The following is a 13,987-nucleotide window of genomic DNA, read 5'->3' as shown; positions in this document are numbered from 1 at the left end:
TAGGGCGCTCCCCTCTCCGTCTCGGCTTCGCCGAGCCACCTCTCCCCACATTCGTGGGGCGAGGAACCTTGATCCTGCAGCGCCGCGTTCCTTCACGCCCCCTCTGGCCTGCCGGCCATCTCCCCCACAAGGGGGGAGATCAGCTAATCGTCCATCACGCCGCTTTCGCCACGCCCTCCAGCTCCCGCAGCACATCCCCCGACAGCTCGAGCTCCGCCGCCGCTAGATTCTCGCGCAGATGCTCGACCGACGACGTGCCAGGGATAAGCAGGATGTTGGGCGAACGCTGCAGCAGCCATGCCAACGCAACCTGCATCGGCGTCGCACCGAGCCGTTCCGCGACGTCCGAGAGCGTCGACGACTGCAGCGGGCTGAAGCCGCCGAGCGGGAAGAACGGCACATAGGCGATACCGTCACGCGCGAGCTCATCGATCAGCGCGTCGTCGTCCCTGTGCGCGAGATTGTACTGGTTCTGCAGGCAGACGATCTCGCAGATGCGGCGGCCTTCCGCGATCTGCGCGCGCGTGACGTTGCTCAAGCCGATATGGCGCACCAGGCCTTTGCGCTGAAGCTCGGCAAGCCTGGTGACCTGCGCTTCGATGGAGCCCTCCGCTGGACCGTGCACACCGAACATGATGCGCAGATTGACGACGTCCATCACCTCGAGGCCAAGGTTGCGAAGATTATCGTGCACGGCCTGTTCGAGCTCATCAGCTGTAAAAGCCGGCAGCCAGGAGGCGTCTTCCCCACGACGGGCGCCGATCTTGGTGACGATGGTGAGGTTGTCGGGGTAGGGCGCCAATGCCTCGCGGATCAGCTTGTTGGTGACATAAGGCCCGTAGTAGTCGCTGGTGTCGATATGGTTCACACCTTGCGACACCGCTTCGCGCAGCACGGCAATCGCCGCGTCATGGTCCTTCGGCGGGCCGAACACGCCTTTTCCCGCAAGCTGCATGGCGCCATAGCCGAGGCGATGCACCGAGCGGTCGCCGAGTTTATAAGTACCGGATTTGTCTACACTGGACATTGTTGCTCTCCTTCGCTGTCGGCGAGGGAGATAAGGGATGGCTGCTGTCCTGATAACCGGGTATAACCGGCACGACCTGTGCGGAAATAAGAACAATGGCGGCTGATCTCAACGATCTCCAGGCATTCATGGCCGTCGCTCGCGCCGGCGGCTTTCGCGAAGCGGCCCGCGTGACTGCAGGCAGCGCCTCAGTGCTCAGCGAAGCCGTCCGCCGTCTGGAAACCCAACTTGGTGTGCGGCTCTTCAATCGCACCACGCGCAGTGTTGCACTGACCGAGGCAGGCGCCAGCCTGCTGGCGCGTCTTGGCCCCGCGCTGGGTGAGGTGCAGGCCGCGCTCGACGTCGTGAACGGTTTTCGTGACCGACCTGCCGGCACCTTGCGCCTCAACGTGCCGATAAGCGCCTCGCGGCTGGTGCTGCCAAAAATCGTTCCGGGATTTCTCGCTGCATATCCGGCCATCCGGCTGGAGGTGATCGCGGAGGAGAACTTTGTCGACCTGCTGGTGGCCGGCTGCGATGCGGGCATCCGCTATGACGAACGGCTGGAGCAGGACATGATCGCTGTGCCGATCGGGCCGCGCACCCAGCGTTTCACCACCTCGGCCGCGCCAGCCTATCTCGATCGGCACGGCCGGCCGCAGCATCCGCGTGACCTGCTTGGTCATGCGTGCGTGCGCGGTCGCTTCCCGAGCGGGGTCATGACGCCTTGGGAGTTCGAGCGCGGCGGCGAGGTGGTGCGGGTCGATACCACGGGACCATTGCTCGTCAGCATTGGTGGCGGCGTCGATCTCGCTATCGATGCGGCGATCGCCGGCGTCGGCATTCTCTGGCTCTTCGAGGACTGGGTACGCCCGCATTTCGAGAGCGGCGCGCTGGAACCTGTGCTGGAACCGTGGTGGCAGAAATTCTCCGGGCCGTTTCTCTATTATCCCGGGCGCCGCTTGGTGCCGGCGCCGCTGCGCGCCTTCATCGACTACATCAGGACGCCGGCCGGGCACTGGTAAGAAAAACAAAAGGCCGCCCGGAGGCGGCCTTTTCGAAATGCTTGGAGTTCGCGGCGCTTAGCGCTTCGAGAACTTGCCCCCAAGTGCTCCTTAGCGCTTGGAAAACTGGAAAGAGCGGCGGGCCTTCGCCTTGCCGTACTTCTTGCGCTCGACCACGCGGCTGTCGCGGGTCAGGAAGCCGCCCTTCTTGAGCACCGAGCGCAGGCCCGGCTCGTAGTAGGTCAGCGCCTTGGAGATGCCGTGACGCACCGCACCCGCCTGGCCGGAGAGGCCGCCGCCGATGACGGTGGCGACGATGTCGTACTGGCCGGCGCGGTTGGCCGCGACGATCGGCTGGTTGAGGATCATCTGCAGCACCGGACGGGCGAAATAGCTCGCGAATTCCTTGTCGTTGACGGTGATCTTGCCGGAGCCCGGCTTCACCCAGACGCGCGCGATGGCGTTCTTGCGCTTGCCGGTGGCATAGGCGCGGCCCGACTTGTCGAGCTTCTGGACATGCACGGGCGCGGCCGGCTGCGCGGCGACTGTGCCGAGTTCTGCGAGCGAGGAAAGCTCAGCCATTACGAGGCCCTCTTGTTCTTGGAGTTCAGCTTGGCCACGTCGAGCGTGACGGGCTGCTGGGCGGTGTGCGGATGCTCGGCGCCGGCATAGACGCGGAGATTCTTCATCTGGCGGCGGCCAAGCGGGCCGCGCGGGATCATGCGCTCGACGGCCTTCTCGACGACGCGCTCGGGGAAGCGGCCCTCGAGCAGCTGGCGCGCGGTACGCTCCTTGATGCCGCCGGGGTGGCCGGTGTGCCAGTAATAGACCTTGTCGGTGTATTTCTTGCCGGTGAACACCACCTTGTCGGCATTGATGACGATGACATTGTCGCCGTCATCGACATGCGGGGTGAAGGTGGGCTTGTGCTTGCCGCGCAGATGGTTGGCGATGACAGTGGCCAGACGACCGACGACGAGACCCTCGGCGTCGATCAGCACCCACTTCTTCACCACATCCGCAGGCTTCTGCGAAAAGGTAGCCATGTTTTGCTCTCAGGTTTGACCTTTCCCGTCCAGGAGGGACAGAGAAGGCGTTTCTTGTTGCTTGGATTGACGGGATGACCGGAGCCGCTCCGCCAATAACAAAACGGCGGCCTTTGCGGGCCGCTGCTTCGGGTCGGCTTATAGGCGAGGGTGCTTGGCGCGTCAAGCGTCGGTTACGGTTTATGGTCGCGAAAAGCCGTTTAAATTCAATAACTAAGGTGGAAGGTATTATTTTACCTCACACCTATTTGTCAAAATAGCTCTCTTTCGTTCACCGCCGCCCGGTCACGGCGGCAAGGAGAAGCTTGACGCCGATCGCGATCATCAAGGCTCCTGCCAGCCTTTCTTGCCAAACGACGAACGTGCCTCGGCGCCCCAGCCAGCCGCCAACCGCGCCGGAGGTCAACGCGACGGCGCTGAGGACAACCAGTCCCATCATCTTCATGGTCGTACCGAGAATGATGAACTGCAGTGCAGGCGAACCGACCCAGGGATGAACGAATTGCGGCAGCACCGCCAGCATGAAAGCGAGTGTCGTCGGATTGGTGAGATTGCAGATCACGCCTTGGCGGAAAGCGGCTGGGATACTGCTCGTCTCGGCAAAGGTAGACGCACCGCCACCTTTGCCCGACCGACGGGCCAACAGGAATTTGATCCCGATGGCGATCAGATAAATGGCGCCGACGATCTGAAGGAAGCTGTAAAGAGATGGGAAGGATGTGATCAGCGAGGCAAGCCCCATTGCCAGTAATGGAATCTGGACGACGCCGGCCGATACGCAGCCCGCTGCAGTCGCCAGGGCATGGCGCCAGCCTTGTCCGACGCCTTGGCTGATCACCAGCATCATGTCGGGACCGACACCAGAAAGCTGATAGGCGAGCACGGCGCCGACGAAGGCAAGGTAGGTCGTAACATCGGGCATGCCGCAGAACGAACCTATCGACTGGGAGTTCCGGCAAGACGTCAGGCCGGCTTGTCGCTTATTCGCTTCCTCGGGATCGAATAGGTGCCGGTGGCGTGCGCGACAGTGTGTCCGTCCGGGCCCGCGACAATATCGATATCGAACACCATCAGGCTCTTGCCGAGCTTCAGGATACGGCAATGGCCGTCGATCGGACCGGCTTCGGCCTTGCGCATGAAATTGATGTCGAGGTTGACCGTCACCGAAAGCGCGTCCGGGCCGGCGTGGCTGAGCACGCAGACATAGCCGCCGATGTCGGCCAGCGTGAACAGCGCCGGACCGGATACCGTGCCGCCGGGGCGCAGATGCCGCTCGTCGGCATTCAGCCGCACCGTGCAGCCGCCCGGAAAAACGTCGATCGCCTCATAGGAGGTGAAATTGTCGTTGAGCTGCGGATAGACGCTTGCCATCAGTGCATTGACTTCCGCCGCGTTGAGCATTGGCTTCAGATCGCTTTGGGCGGGCATGGCGACGTCCTATATGAATGAGCAGCTCCGGGCGGTGCGCCTGGACCAAACGGTGCGACGGAGAAAACACGTCTCGCGGCTGTTCTTCAACCGGCAGCGTGCTAGTTCTGTTGCTCCATAAGCATGAGGTTTTTGAAAGTGGCCGAAGTCGTCGCCATCAAGCCCGCCGTCGCCGACGGTCCTGTTCTTGTCAGCCAGGACAAGGGCATCCTGCGCCTCACGCTCGCCAGCCCGCCGGCCAATGCGTTGTCGCTGGCGACCATGGCGGCGCTGCAGGCCGAATTCGATCGCGTTAAGACCGACAGATCCGTGCGCGTCATCATCCTGGCGGCGTCGGGAAAAGTGTTCTGTGCCGGTCATGACCTCAAGGAAATGGCGGCACATCGCGCCGAGCCGGATCGGGGCAAGGCCTTTTTCGAAAGGACCTTCGCGGCTTGCGCGAACCTGATGCAGACGATCGTGCGCCACCCGAAACCGGTGATCGCTGAGGTCGACGGCCTCGCCACCGCCGCCGGCCTGCAACTGGTCGCCAGCTGCGACCTTGCCATCGCTTCGCACGAGGCGAGTTTCTGCACGCCTGGCGTCAACATCGGCCTGTTCTGCTCGACGCCGATGGTGGCGCTGTCGCGCAACGTCTCGCGCAAGCAGGCGATGGAAATGCTGCTCACCGGCGAGACGATCGATGCGGCGACCGCCAAGGAGTTCGGGCTGATCAACCGCATCGTGCCGCGCGAATATCTGATTCAGGTTGTCAACAAATACGCGCAAACCATTGCATCCAAATCCTCTTTGGTGATCAAAACCGGCAAGGAGGCTTTCTATGCCCAGGCCGAAATGGGGTTGGCCGACGCTTATGCCCATACCGGCCGCGTGATGGTGGAAAACATGCTGGCGCGCGACGCCGAGGAAGGCATCGGCGCCTTCATCGGCAAGCGCAAGCCCGAATGGACCGACGAGTAGCCGGCTTGAATGGAACCGAGCCATTCCATCGCTGAAGGTTCGACGTGGCTGCCCGCAAGCAACTGACGCGGCTGAAAGCGCCCTATCTCAAGCGCATCCTGCTTGAGCCGTCGCGCGTCGCGGATTGGGAGCAATATCCGTGGAGCCTGCCGATCTTCCACGGCCGCGAATTCGAATTTGAATTCACGAGCGCCATCACCATCATTGTCGGCGAGAACGGCACCGGCAAATCGACGCTGCTCGAAGCCATCGGCGCGCTGGCCGGCTATGACGAGGCCGGCGGCGGCAAAGGCTACCGTCCGGTCGACCATTCCATTGCCATCGACAAGAGCGGCGCAGGGCTGGCGGATAGCTTTCGGTGTCACTGGTTGCCGAAGGTGACCGCTGGTTGGTTTTTTCGCGCCGAGTCTTTCTATTCCGTTGCCCGCTACCTCGATGAAGCGGCGAGGGAATCTGGCGGAACGCCACCCGATTTCCTGTCATGGTCGCATGGTGAGGGCTTTATCCGCTTCTTCGAGGAGCGCTGCCGCCGGCAAGGCATCTACATCCTCGACGAGCCGGAAAGCGCGCTGTCGCCGACGCGCCAGATCGAGCTGCTGAAACTGCTTCAACGCATGGAGCAGTCCGGCACCGCGCAGGTGATCATGGCAACGCATTCGCCGCTGCTGATGGCTTGCCCGAACGCACGGCTCTTCCGCATCGGCCGCTTCGGCCTCGACCTGATCGATTTTCAGGACACCGATCATTTTCGCATGATGCGCGACTTCTGCAGCGATCCTGGGATGTTTATGGAGGAGGCGCTGCGGGAAGGCGATGATTAGCGGTGGGCGCGTGAACCGGGAAGATCTCAATTGGGAAGTGGAAGACGCCTGCCGCGAGGCGTGGCCTGCTGCGCGTGAGACCGTCGCTCTCGGATGGATGTTTCGCCGTTCAGGTGGGCGGATAAGGCGGCCGAATTCCGCCAATCCGATGCGTGGCCAGCGCGGCGCGCCTGAGCGAGTAATCGAAGCCGCCGAGGCGTTCTACGCCAGCCATGGCCAGGCCCCACTGTTTCGCGTTCCCGACATCGCGGCCGAACTGGAACTCGAACTCGACCGTCGGGATTACAGCCGGGAGGGTGGTACGATACACCTCCATGCCAGGATCGACGTGCTCCAGGGAAACAATAATGGCGATATCACGGTCTCAGCGGCGCCGACGGAGAACTGGTTCGAGGCGCGCTTCCGTACTGGCGGCTACGACGAGGCGGAGCGCCGCATCTTTCGCCATATGACCAGCCTGATCGTGGGTGACAGAGCGTTCGTGTCGTGTGAGCGTGATGGCCAAATCGCAGCCTTTGCCTTCGGCGTCATCCGCAACGGTCTGCTTGTCGTCGAGGCAGTTGAAACCGACGCCAGATTCAGGCAGCAGGGGTTCGGCCGCAGGACAGTCGGCGGGTTGATCGGCTGGGCCAGGCGGACGGGCGCCAAGGCCGGCTGCCTGCAAGTGGTCGCCGACAACACGCCCGCACGCGCGCTCTACGCTTCTCTCGGCTTCAACCGCGAGCTCTATCGCTACCATTACCGCAGGAAGACCATCGCAGCATGAACCACGATACCTACGACAACAGCTACATCGCCGGCATCCTGAATTCGGTGAAGACGATCGCCATGGTCGGCGCTTCGCCCAACGATGTGCGGCCAAGCTATTTCGTGCTGAAATACCTCTTGGCCAAAGGCTTTTCGGTGCTGCCGATCAATCCCGGCCATGCCGGCAAGCAGATCCTCGAACAGACGGTCTACGCCAGCCTCGCCGACCTGCCGCAGCCGGTCGACATGGTCGATATTTTTCGAGGCTCGGCGGCGGTGCCCGGCGTCGTCGACCAGGTGCTGCAGCTCGACCCGCTGCCCAAGGTCGTCTGGATGCAGCTTGGCGTGCGCAACGATGAGGCGGCTGCCCGCGCCGAAGCTGTCGGCATCAAGGTGGTGATGAACCGCTGCCCGAAGATCGAATACGGCAAGCTATCCGGCGAGATCGGCTGGACTGGCGTCAACTCCGGCGTGCTGTCGTCGAAAAAACCTGTGATGCGCCAGGGATTTCAGAGCTTCGGCGTAAGACAGAAATAAGCACGCGGTAGTTCGCGCAAAATTATTCCGGGACGAAATGGATTTTCCCGGGCGTTCGTCGCAGATCGCGCCCCGAACGGTATTTTCTTCTTTGCATTCCCGGCCGCGCTTCGCCAAGAATGCCCGGCGATTTTCGAACGTTAGGAGAGGGATTTCGATGACCCGTACGCCTGGTTTCAGCACTTTAGCCGTTCATGCAGGCGCAAAGCCCGATCCGGCGACCGGCGCCCGCGCCACGCCGATCTACCAGACCACCTCCTTTGTCTTCGACGATGCCGACCATGCCGCCTCGCTGTTCGGGCTGAAGGCCTTCGGCAACATCTACACGCGCATCATGAATCCGACCCAAGCGGTTCTCGAGGAACGCGTCGCGGCGCTCGAAGGCGGCACCGCAGCACTTGCCGTCGCCTCGGGCCACGCCGCGCAGGTCATCGTCTTCCACAATCTGATGCAGCCGGGCGACAACTTCGTCGCCGCCAACAAGCTTTATGGCGGCTCGATCAACCAGTTCGGCCATGCCTTCAAGAACTTCGGCTGGGAAGTTCGCTGGGCAGAAGCAAACGATCCTGCGACCTTCGAAAGCCAGATCGACGACAGGACCAAGGCGATCTTCATCGAGAGCCTTGCCAATCCAGGCGGCGTCTTCGTCGACATCGAGAAGATCGGCGACATCGCCCGCAAGCACGGCCTGCCGCTGATCGTCGACAACACGCTGGCTTCGCCCTATCTGGTCCGTCCGATCGAGCACGGCGCCGACATCGTCGTGCACTCGCTGACCAAATTCATCGGCGGCCACGGCAATTCGATCGGCGGCGTCATCGTCGATGGCGGCACCTTCGACTGGTCGAAGTCCGGCAAATACCCGATGCTGTCGGAGCCGCGCCCTGAATATGGCGGCCTCGTCCTGCACGAAACTTTCGGCAACTTCGCCTTCGCGATTGCCGCCCGTGTGCTCGGCCTGCGCGACATCGGCCCGGCGATCTCGCCCTTCAACGCCTTCCTGATCCTGACCGGCCTGGAAACGCTGCCGCTCAGGATGCAGCGTCATTGCGACAACGCCGCGAGCGTTGCCGGCTGGCTGTCGAGCCATCCGAAGGTAGCCTGGGTGAACTATCCCGGCCTTCCAGGCGACAAGAACAACGCGCTGCAGAAGAAATATTCGCCGCAGGGCGCAGGCGCGGTGTTCACCTTCGGCCTCAAGGGTGGCTACGAGGCCGGCATCAAATTCGTCGAGGCGCTCGAACTGTTCTCGCACCTCGCCAATGTCGGCGACACCAAATCGCTGGTCATTCATCCGGCCTCGACCACGCACCGCCAGCTTTCCGACGAGCAGAAGGTCAAGGCCGGCGCCGGACCTGACACCGTCCGCCTTTCGGTCGGCATCGAGGACGTCAACGACATCGTTGCCGATCTCGAGCAGGCGCTCGGCAAGGTCTGATATGTCGGCCTTTCTTGCGCTCAACATCGATGCGGTCGAACCGGAGGCCGGTGCGCCGCCGCCGGACCGAGTGATTTCGGGTGATCCCAAATTCCGCACCTGGAATGTCGAGGAGCGCGACGGCGGCCTCTATGCCGGCGTCTGGGAAGCGACGCCGGGCAAATGGCGCATCGTCTACGACGAATGGGAGTTCTGCCACATCCTGTCCGGTGTCTCGGTGATCGCTGAGGATGGCGGCGAGGCGCGCACCGTGCGGGCCGGCGACAGTTTCGTGCTGAGGCCAGGGTTCAAGGGCACATGGGAAGTGCTCGAGACGACGCGCAAGGAATATGTGATCCGGCTTTGAATGCTTCCAGCAATCAAAGCAGCCGATCGACATCACCGTCGGAAAAGCCGTATTTGCTCATGATCTCCCGGTGCCATGCACTTCCGAGCAGATCGCCGAGACATTGATCGACGCGCCCGCGCAGCGCGTCGTTGCCCTTGGCGAGGGCGAAAGCGCCTGCCGCAGGCTGCTTTTCAAAGGCCGGGATGTCGATGACAGCAAGCGGTACGCCAGTCCGTCCGTTGACATAGCCGCGATGCGCCATGGCGACGCTGGCATACGCGTCGGCATGGCCTGCCGCAACGGCTTCGGCTGCTTCGGCCTGCGTGGCGAATATCCTGATCCGCTGAGGCGGAACGCCGTTCTGCAGCGCGGTCTGGTGCTGGATCTGGCCCGATATGACTGCGAGCACGGCGGAAGGATGTTGGGCGACGGAGCGATAGCCGTTCAGCTCCAGCGGATTGCTTTTGGCGACCATCAACCCGTCCGGCAGTGACCAGATCGGCCGCGTGAAGTCCACGAGCTTGCTGCGCTCCTCGGAGATGAACAGGCCGGTCGTCATGTCCCAGCGGCCGTCCACCAAACCGGGGAGCAGTTCGGCGAATTCCGCCTCGATCGGCGAGAAGTTCTCCAGGTCGAGCAACTGGCAAACTTTCTCGGCGAGCACCGCGTCGCAACCGCCGAGCTTGCCCGCGGCATCGGTGAAGCAGAAGGGCGGCTCTTGCAGGAAGGCGAATCTCATTTCTGAATTCCGAATGACAATTTCAGCTGTTCGAGTCGCATCATTCGCCGGTCAAAAGGTAACGGCGACCCGTTCCAGCCCGTGAAAATGGTAAGTGTCGCGGAAGCGCGGTGTCTCCGCCAGGCGCAACTCCGGAAGCCGATCGAACAGCGTCTTCAGCGATACTTGCAACTCCAGCCTGGCCAGCGGCGCGCCGATGCAGAAATGGATGCCGGCGCCGAAGGAAACATTCTTCTGGTCCGTGCGGGTCGGATTGAAGGTGTCGGGCTCGGCAAAGGCAAGCGGATCGTGGTTCGCCATGCCGAGCAGCAGCGCGACCATCTCCCCGGGTTTGACCAGGATGCCTGGCGAAACCTCCATCTCCTCATAGGCATAGCGCAGAAACATATGCAGCGGCGGGTCGTAGCGCAGGCATTCCTCGACCGTCGCGACATTCGCCTCCGGTGTCGCAAAGAAGCGGCGCGGATCGCCGCCTTGCGCGAGGATCGAGCGCACCGCATTGCCGGTCTGGTGCACGGTCGCCTCATGGCCGGCATTGAGAAGCAGGATCGCTGAGGAAACCAGCTCGTCTTCCGAAAGCTTCTGACCGTTGTCCTGGGCTTCGATGAGCAGCGACAGCAGGTCGTCGCCGGGTTTCTTGCGCCGCTCCGCAATATAGCCCCGCAGGAAGTCGGAAAAATCGCGTGCGGCGCGGTTCGCCGTCTCCTCGGTCTTGCGCGTGCGGCCATGCATGTACATGGCGACCATCCGATGCGACCAGTCGAGCAATTGCGGCCCCATCTCCACCGGTACGCCGAGCATTTCCGCAATGATGGTGATCGGCAAAGGCGAGGCGTAGGCGGGCAGAAGGTCGATGCCGCTTGGCTCGAAGCGGTCGACCAGCTCGTTGGCCAAAACCTCGATGCGCGGCCTGAGCCGCTCGACCTGACGAGAGACGAAGGCGCGATTGACCAGCGTTCTGAGCCGCGTATGCACCGGTGGCTCGAGCTCCAGCATGGAATTGGCCTCGATCGCGTCGAAGGCGACGAGGTGCGAGCGGTCGTCGCCGATGCCGCGGCTGTCGGGAATCCCCGCCGGATTCTGGCGGCCGAAACGGCGGTCGCGCAGCAGACGGTTGACGTCATCGAAACCGCCAAAGCACCAGAACCCGTAGTCTTCCCAGAAAAGCGCGTTGGCAGTGCCGTGCAGGAAGGCATAGGCCTCATAAGGGTTCTGCACGAAGGCTGGTTCGTGCGGATCGAGATTCAGGCGGCGGCTGGCGAGATCAAACTCGAGATAGGAAGGCATTAAATCGGTCATGCGCGACCATTAGCGCGCCTTGTCAGCCCGATGCCAGACCGTATTTTGGCGCCCGTGAAATCGAACCGTTGAGCCAGATTGCCGGTTTGAAGCGCTGGCCATGCACCGAAATGATGTCGTTAGATATTCGGCTAGCCGCCAGCGTCAGTGGCCCGTCTTCAAGATGCTCGCCACTTTGGCTGCAATCGCCGCGTCGAGCGCCGGCCAGTTCGCGAGCAGCTCGCGCGGAAAGCGATAGGTGAGGCTTAGATCGTCGCCGACCTGGATGTCGCGCTCGCAGGGCGCCAGCGATTCCTCGGCACTCGGGCCGCTCAGGCAGCGGGCGACGAACGGATCCTTGCCGGGACGCTCGGCAACAGCCAGCACTTCGTTGAGATAACCTGATTTTTCGCTGAAGGCGTAAACCGTCGTGCCGCCCGGGCCGGGCGTCCCCGGCTTTTCGATCAGAGCGCTGTAGATGGGCGCGAAACGGCCGCTCATGTCGCGCGACATCATTCGCGGCTCGAACGACAGGAAGATGATCTTCCTAATCGTCGCATGGTTGAAGTCGTCGCGCGCGGCCGTGCTGTAGCCGTCCATTTCGGGATAGCGAAGATAGAGGTCGAGCCGCGAGGCGATGCCGTCGCGCCTGGCCTGGTCGAAGCGGATGAAGTTTGCCGGCACGTTGATCAGATTGTTGCCCATGACGATCTGGCGCACCGTCGTGTCATCCGTATAGCCGGCCATGGCGATCGACCGTCCAAGCCATTTGCCGCCGACGCTGATGGCAATCGAAAGCAGCGCCAGCGCCGCGAAGATATAAAAGACCCGCTTCATCAAGGTCGAGTTGACGACCTCGAAGTCAGCGCTCTCGGCAACATTTGCCTCTCTCATTTGCTCTTCCCCGATCCGCCCACCTGTCCTTCGGCGGCACAGCTTGCGCGGCATGGCTCTTGCAGCGCGGTGGCACGACTGTGCGTTTTCATGGTAAACGGTTGGTAAACATGGATCCCGTTGTGCTTGTTCTTTACGCTTTCGCGGTTGGTCTCACGGCTTGCGGACTGGCCGGATCGGCCATGGAATTGCTGGCCGGCCGGCGCCTGGCCTTTGCCGAGCCTTATGTTTCGCCGGTCCATATCCTGCGTTCGCTTGCGGCAACGGCCTGTGCCGGGCCGTTCATGCTCACCAACGAGGCCTTGGCCGCCCGGCGCGAGGGCCGCATCGGCACGATGGCGCTGTTGTCCTGCGGCTGCACGGCCATTGCCTGGGCGCTGGCGCTAGGCGTCGTGCTCATCGCCATTGCATCCTGGGCGAGCGAGAACTTAGGGTCCTTCGAATTCTCTGGTTGAGACGATTCGGAGACGGACAATGCCGGTCTATGCGATCGATGGGAAAGCGCCCGAGTTCGAGGACGCCGATACGAACTGGATCGCGCCCGATGCCACGCTGATCGGCAATATCCGGATCGGCCGCAATGCCGGCTTCTGGTTCGGCGTCGTCGTCCGCGGCGATGGTGAACCGATCATCGTCGGTGCCGACACCAATGTGCAGGAGCATACAATCATGCACACCGATCCGGGCTTTCGGCTGACCATCGGCGAAGGCTGTACGATCGGCCACCGGGCTCTGTTGCATGGCTGCACGATCGGCGACAACAGCCTGATCGGCATGGGCGCCATCGTGCTGAACGGCGCCAGGATCGGCAATAACTCGCTGGTCGGCGCCGGCGCCCTGGTGACCGAAAACAAGGTTTTTCCGGACAATTCGCTGATCGTCGGCTCGCCCGCCAAGGTGATAAGGACGCTGGACGAAGCGGCGATCGAGCGGCTGCGCGTCTCGGCGGCCCACTACGTGGCCAATGCCAAACGCTTCAAGACCAAGCTCAAGACAGTGTGACGGCGGCAGGCGGCAACTCCGCCTGTCTTCATCCGCGGCGGCTGTTCATCGCTTCACGCAACAGAAGGGCGCCCGCTTCGAAGCCGGCCTGCTCGGCGCCTTCCAGGGCCGTCTGATAGTCGTCGATGCGGGTCCTCAGCGAAGCGTCCGCGCCTGACAGGAGCAGCAGACGGATCGCCTCGGCGTCGCGCCGGGACACCGCGTAGTGCAGGGCGGTCCAGTCGTTCACGCCGCGCATATCCGGGTCGGCCCCATGCGCGAGCAGGATATGGATGACGTCCAACCGGTCCGGCCGTTCCGTCGACAGCGCGGCAATGATCGATGGAAACCCGGCCGGGTCTTCATAATTCGGGTTTGTGCCGGCATCGAGAAGCGCGGTGATGAACGCGGCCGGGCTCCAGTAGATCGCGTATTCCATCGGGTGGCCAAGTCCGAGCTCGAACGGCATCCGCTCGTCGAACCAGCGCGGCGAGCCGCCGAGCGCAACACCCAGGGCCGCGAAGTCTCCGGCCTTGAACGCGTCGTCTATGGCCTTGAACAACAGGTGGCGGGTGCCGCGATCCTCGGGGATTTCTAGCATTGGCTTCATCCGCAACGAACGAGCCATACTGCTCCCATCCGCCTCGGCGGGGAAGGGCGTGCCGACCATGGCGCTTCGGCAGCGCAGCGCCGATTGGTTGCAGCCGGCGGGCGGCGACCGAAATGGCGGAGCCGGCCCCGGGGACAGGGGCCGGCTCCTAAAACCCGGTCGTTGGGGAC

The 13,987-nt window shown here is 62.8% G+C and carries 18 protein-coding genes; 9 read left to right on the top strand and 9 right to left on the bottom strand.

From position 1 onward, the window contains the following. Positions 1-154: 154 nt before the first annotated feature. Positions 155-1,027, bottom strand: coding sequence for an aldo/keto reductase family oxidoreductase (locus tag LB529_RS28715; protein ID WP_224712952.1), 873 nt, complete (start codon positions 1,025-1,027; stop codon positions 155-157). Positions 1,028-1,122: 95 nt separating this feature from the next. Between LB529_RS28715 and LB529_RS28710 the strand changes: the two genes are divergently transcribed. Then, positions 1,123-2,031, top strand: a complete 909-nt coding sequence (locus LB529_RS28710; protein ID WP_224712951.1) for a LysR family transcriptional regulator — start codon at positions 1,123-1,125, stop codon at positions 2,029-2,031. A 90-nt stretch (positions 2,032-2,121) separates the two neighbouring features. Here LB529_RS28710 and rpsI read toward each other — a convergent pair whose 3' ends face one another. The 4 genes from rpsI to LB529_RS28690 all read right to left on the bottom strand — a co-directional run bounded on the left by rpsI (position 2,122) and on the right by LB529_RS28690 (position 4,484). Next, entirely contained in the window at positions 2,122-2,592 is a 471-nt protein-coding gene (rpsI, locus tag LB529_RS28705) for a 30S ribosomal protein S9 (protein WP_040983171.1), read from the bottom strand. After that, the gene (rplM, locus tag LB529_RS28700) at positions 2,592-3,056 is read right to left on the bottom strand and encodes a 50S ribosomal protein L13 (RefSeq protein ID WP_040983169.1); all 465 of its coding nucleotides are present in this window, start codon (positions 3,054-3,056) and stop codon (positions 2,592-2,594) included. Before rplM ends, rpsI begins: the two co-directional genes overlap by 1 nt. 271 nt (positions 3,057-3,327) lie before the next feature. Next, entirely contained in the window at positions 3,328-3,978 is a 651-nt protein-coding gene (locus tag LB529_RS28695; protein WP_224712950.1) for a LysE family translocator, read from the bottom strand. Between the two features lie 41 nt (positions 3,979-4,019). After that, entirely contained in the window at positions 4,020-4,484 is a 465-nt protein-coding gene (locus LB529_RS28690) for a PaaI family thioesterase (RefSeq protein ID WP_095767634.1), read from the bottom strand. 138 nt (positions 4,485-4,622) lie between these two features. On the opposite strand from LB529_RS28690, the gene LB529_RS28685 reads away from it, so the two are divergent. The 6 genes from LB529_RS28685 (at position 4,623) to LB529_RS28660 (ending at position 9,333) form a co-directional block, all read left to right on the top strand. Beyond that, positions 4,623-5,444, top strand: a complete 822-nt coding sequence (locus LB529_RS28685) for an enoyl-CoA hydratase (RefSeq protein WP_224712949.1) — start codon at positions 4,623-4,625, stop codon at positions 5,442-5,444. A 44-nt stretch (positions 5,445-5,488) separates the two neighbouring features. Beyond that, positions 5,489-6,265: an AAA family ATPase gene (locus tag LB529_RS28680; protein ID WP_224608345.1), complete on the top strand. Its 777-nt coding sequence runs from the start codon at positions 5,489-5,491 to the stop codon at positions 6,263-6,265. Between the two features lie 10 nt (positions 6,266-6,275). After that, the gene (locus tag LB529_RS29170; protein ID WP_224712948.1) at positions 6,276-7,031 is read left to right on the top strand and encodes a GNAT family N-acetyltransferase; all 756 of its coding nucleotides are present in this window, start codon (positions 6,276-6,278) and stop codon (positions 7,029-7,031) included. After that, positions 7,028-7,549, top strand: coding sequence for a CoA-binding protein (locus LB529_RS28670; protein ID WP_224712947.1), 522 nt, complete (start codon positions 7,028-7,030; stop codon positions 7,547-7,549). The genes LB529_RS29170 and LB529_RS28670 overlap by 4 nt, the downstream gene beginning before the upstream one ends. 157 nt (positions 7,550-7,706) lie before the next feature. Further along, on the top strand, positions 7,707-8,987 hold the full coding sequence (locus LB529_RS28665; RefSeq protein ID WP_224530566.1) for an O-acetylhomoserine aminocarboxypropyltransferase: 1,281 nt from the start codon (positions 7,707-7,709) through the stop codon (positions 8,985-8,987). A gap of 1 nt (position 8,988) precedes the next feature. Next, positions 8,989-9,333 carry a cupin domain-containing protein gene (locus LB529_RS28660; protein WP_224712946.1) on the top strand — a complete coding sequence of 115 codons (345 nt, stop codon included), beginning with the start codon at positions 8,989-8,991 and terminating at the stop codon, positions 9,331-9,333. Between the two features lie 13 nt (positions 9,334-9,346). Here LB529_RS28660 and LB529_RS28655 read toward each other — a convergent pair whose 3' ends face one another. The 3 genes from LB529_RS28655 to LB529_RS28645 form a co-directional block, all read right to left on the bottom strand. Next, positions 9,347-10,054: a transporter substrate-binding domain-containing protein gene (locus tag LB529_RS28655; protein WP_224712945.1), complete on the bottom strand. Its 708-nt coding sequence runs from the start codon at positions 10,052-10,054 to the stop codon at positions 9,347-9,349. 51 nt (positions 10,055-10,105) lie between these two features. Beyond that, a complete protein-coding gene (locus tag LB529_RS28650) occupies positions 10,106-11,353 on the bottom strand; it encodes a cytochrome P450 (protein ID WP_224712944.1) in 1,248 nt (415 codons plus the stop codon). 144 nt (positions 11,354-11,497) lie between these two features. Further along, the gene (locus LB529_RS28645) at positions 11,498-12,226 is read right to left on the bottom strand and encodes a hypothetical protein (protein WP_224712943.1); all 729 of its coding nucleotides are present in this window, start codon (positions 12,224-12,226) and stop codon (positions 11,498-11,500) included. Between the two features lie 110 nt (positions 12,227-12,336). On the opposite strand from LB529_RS28645, the gene LB529_RS28640 reads away from it, so the two are divergent. Next, a complete protein-coding gene (locus LB529_RS28640) occupies positions 12,337-12,681 on the top strand; it encodes a DUF6949 family protein (RefSeq protein ID WP_224712942.1) in 345 nt (114 codons plus the stop codon). Between the two features lie 19 nt (positions 12,682-12,700). After that, positions 12,701-13,228 (top strand): gamma carbonic anhydrase family protein, encoded by a 528-nt coding sequence (locus LB529_RS28635; RefSeq protein WP_224712941.1) that lies wholly within the window; start codon positions 12,701-12,703, stop codon positions 13,226-13,228. Positions 13,229-13,256: 28 nt separating this feature from the next. Here the strand turns inward: LB529_RS28635 and LB529_RS28630 are convergent, their stop codons facing one another. After that, positions 13,257-13,877, bottom strand: a complete 621-nt coding sequence (locus tag LB529_RS28630) for an ankyrin repeat domain-containing protein (protein WP_411962593.1) — start codon at positions 13,875-13,877, stop codon at positions 13,257-13,259. Positions 13,878-13,987 lie beyond the last annotated feature (110 nt).

It is taken from the genome of Mesorhizobium sp. CA5 (assembly GCF_020165105.1).
GTDB lineage: Bacteria > Pseudomonadota > Alphaproteobacteria > Rhizobiales > Rhizobiaceae > Mesorhizobium.
This window is presented reverse-complemented; position numbering and strand designations above follow the sequence as displayed.

What these genes read in the sequence shown, in the direction of transcription:
- LB529_RS28715 (WP_224712952.1), bottom strand. Translation starts at nt 1,027, where the DNA reads ATGTCCAGTGTAGACAAATCCGGTACTTATAAACTCGGCGACCGCTCG.
- LB529_RS28710 (WP_224712951.1), top strand. Translation starts at nt 1,123, where the DNA reads ATGGCGGCTGATCTCAACGATCTCCAGGCATTCATGGCCGTCGCTCGC.
- rpsI (WP_040983171.1), bottom strand. Translation starts at nt 2,592, where the DNA reads ATGGCTGAGCTTTCCTCGCTCGCAGAACTCGGCACAGTCGCCGCGCAG.
- rplM (WP_040983169.1), bottom strand. Translation starts at nt 3,056, where the DNA reads ATGGCTACCTTTTCGCAGAAGCCTGCGGATGTGGTGAAGAAGTGGGTG.
- LB529_RS28695 (WP_224712950.1), bottom strand. Translation starts at nt 3,978, where the DNA reads ATGCCCGATGTTACGACCTACCTTGCCTTCGTCGGCGCCGTGCTCGCC.
- LB529_RS28690 (WP_095767634.1), bottom strand. Translation starts at nt 4,484, where the DNA reads ATGCCCGCCCAAAGCGATCTGAAGCCAATGCTCAACGCGGCGGAAGTC.
- LB529_RS28670 (WP_224712947.1), top strand. Translation starts at nt 7,028, where the DNA reads ATGAACCACGATACCTACGACAACAGCTACATCGCCGGCATCCTGAAT.
- LB529_RS28665 (WP_224530566.1), top strand. Translation starts at nt 7,707, where the DNA reads ATGACCCGTACGCCTGGTTTCAGCACTTTAGCCGTTCATGCAGGCGCA.
- LB529_RS28660 (WP_224712946.1), top strand. Translation starts at nt 8,989, where the DNA reads ATGTCGGCCTTTCTTGCGCTCAACATCGATGCGGTCGAACCGGAGGCC.
- LB529_RS28655 (WP_224712945.1), bottom strand. Translation starts at nt 10,054, where the DNA reads ATGAGATTCGCCTTCCTGCAAGAGCCGCCCTTCTGCTTCACCGATGCC.
- LB529_RS28650 (WP_224712944.1), bottom strand. Translation starts at nt 11,353, where the DNA reads ATGACCGATTTAATGCCTTCCTATCTCGAGTTTGATCTCGCCAGCCGC.
- LB529_RS28645 (WP_224712943.1), bottom strand. Translation starts at nt 12,226, where the DNA reads ATGAGAGAGGCAAATGTTGCCGAGAGCGCTGACTTCGAGGTCGTCAAC.
- LB529_RS28640 (WP_224712942.1), top strand. Translation starts at nt 12,337, where the DNA reads ATGGATCCCGTTGTGCTTGTTCTTTACGCTTTCGCGGTTGGTCTCACG.
- LB529_RS28635 (WP_224712941.1), top strand. Translation starts at nt 12,701, where the DNA reads ATGCCGGTCTATGCGATCGATGGGAAAGCGCCCGAGTTCGAGGACGCC.
- LB529_RS28630 (WP_411962593.1), bottom strand. Translation starts at nt 13,877, where the DNA reads ATGGTCGGCACGCCCTTCCCCGCCGAGGCGGATGGGAGCAGTATGGCT.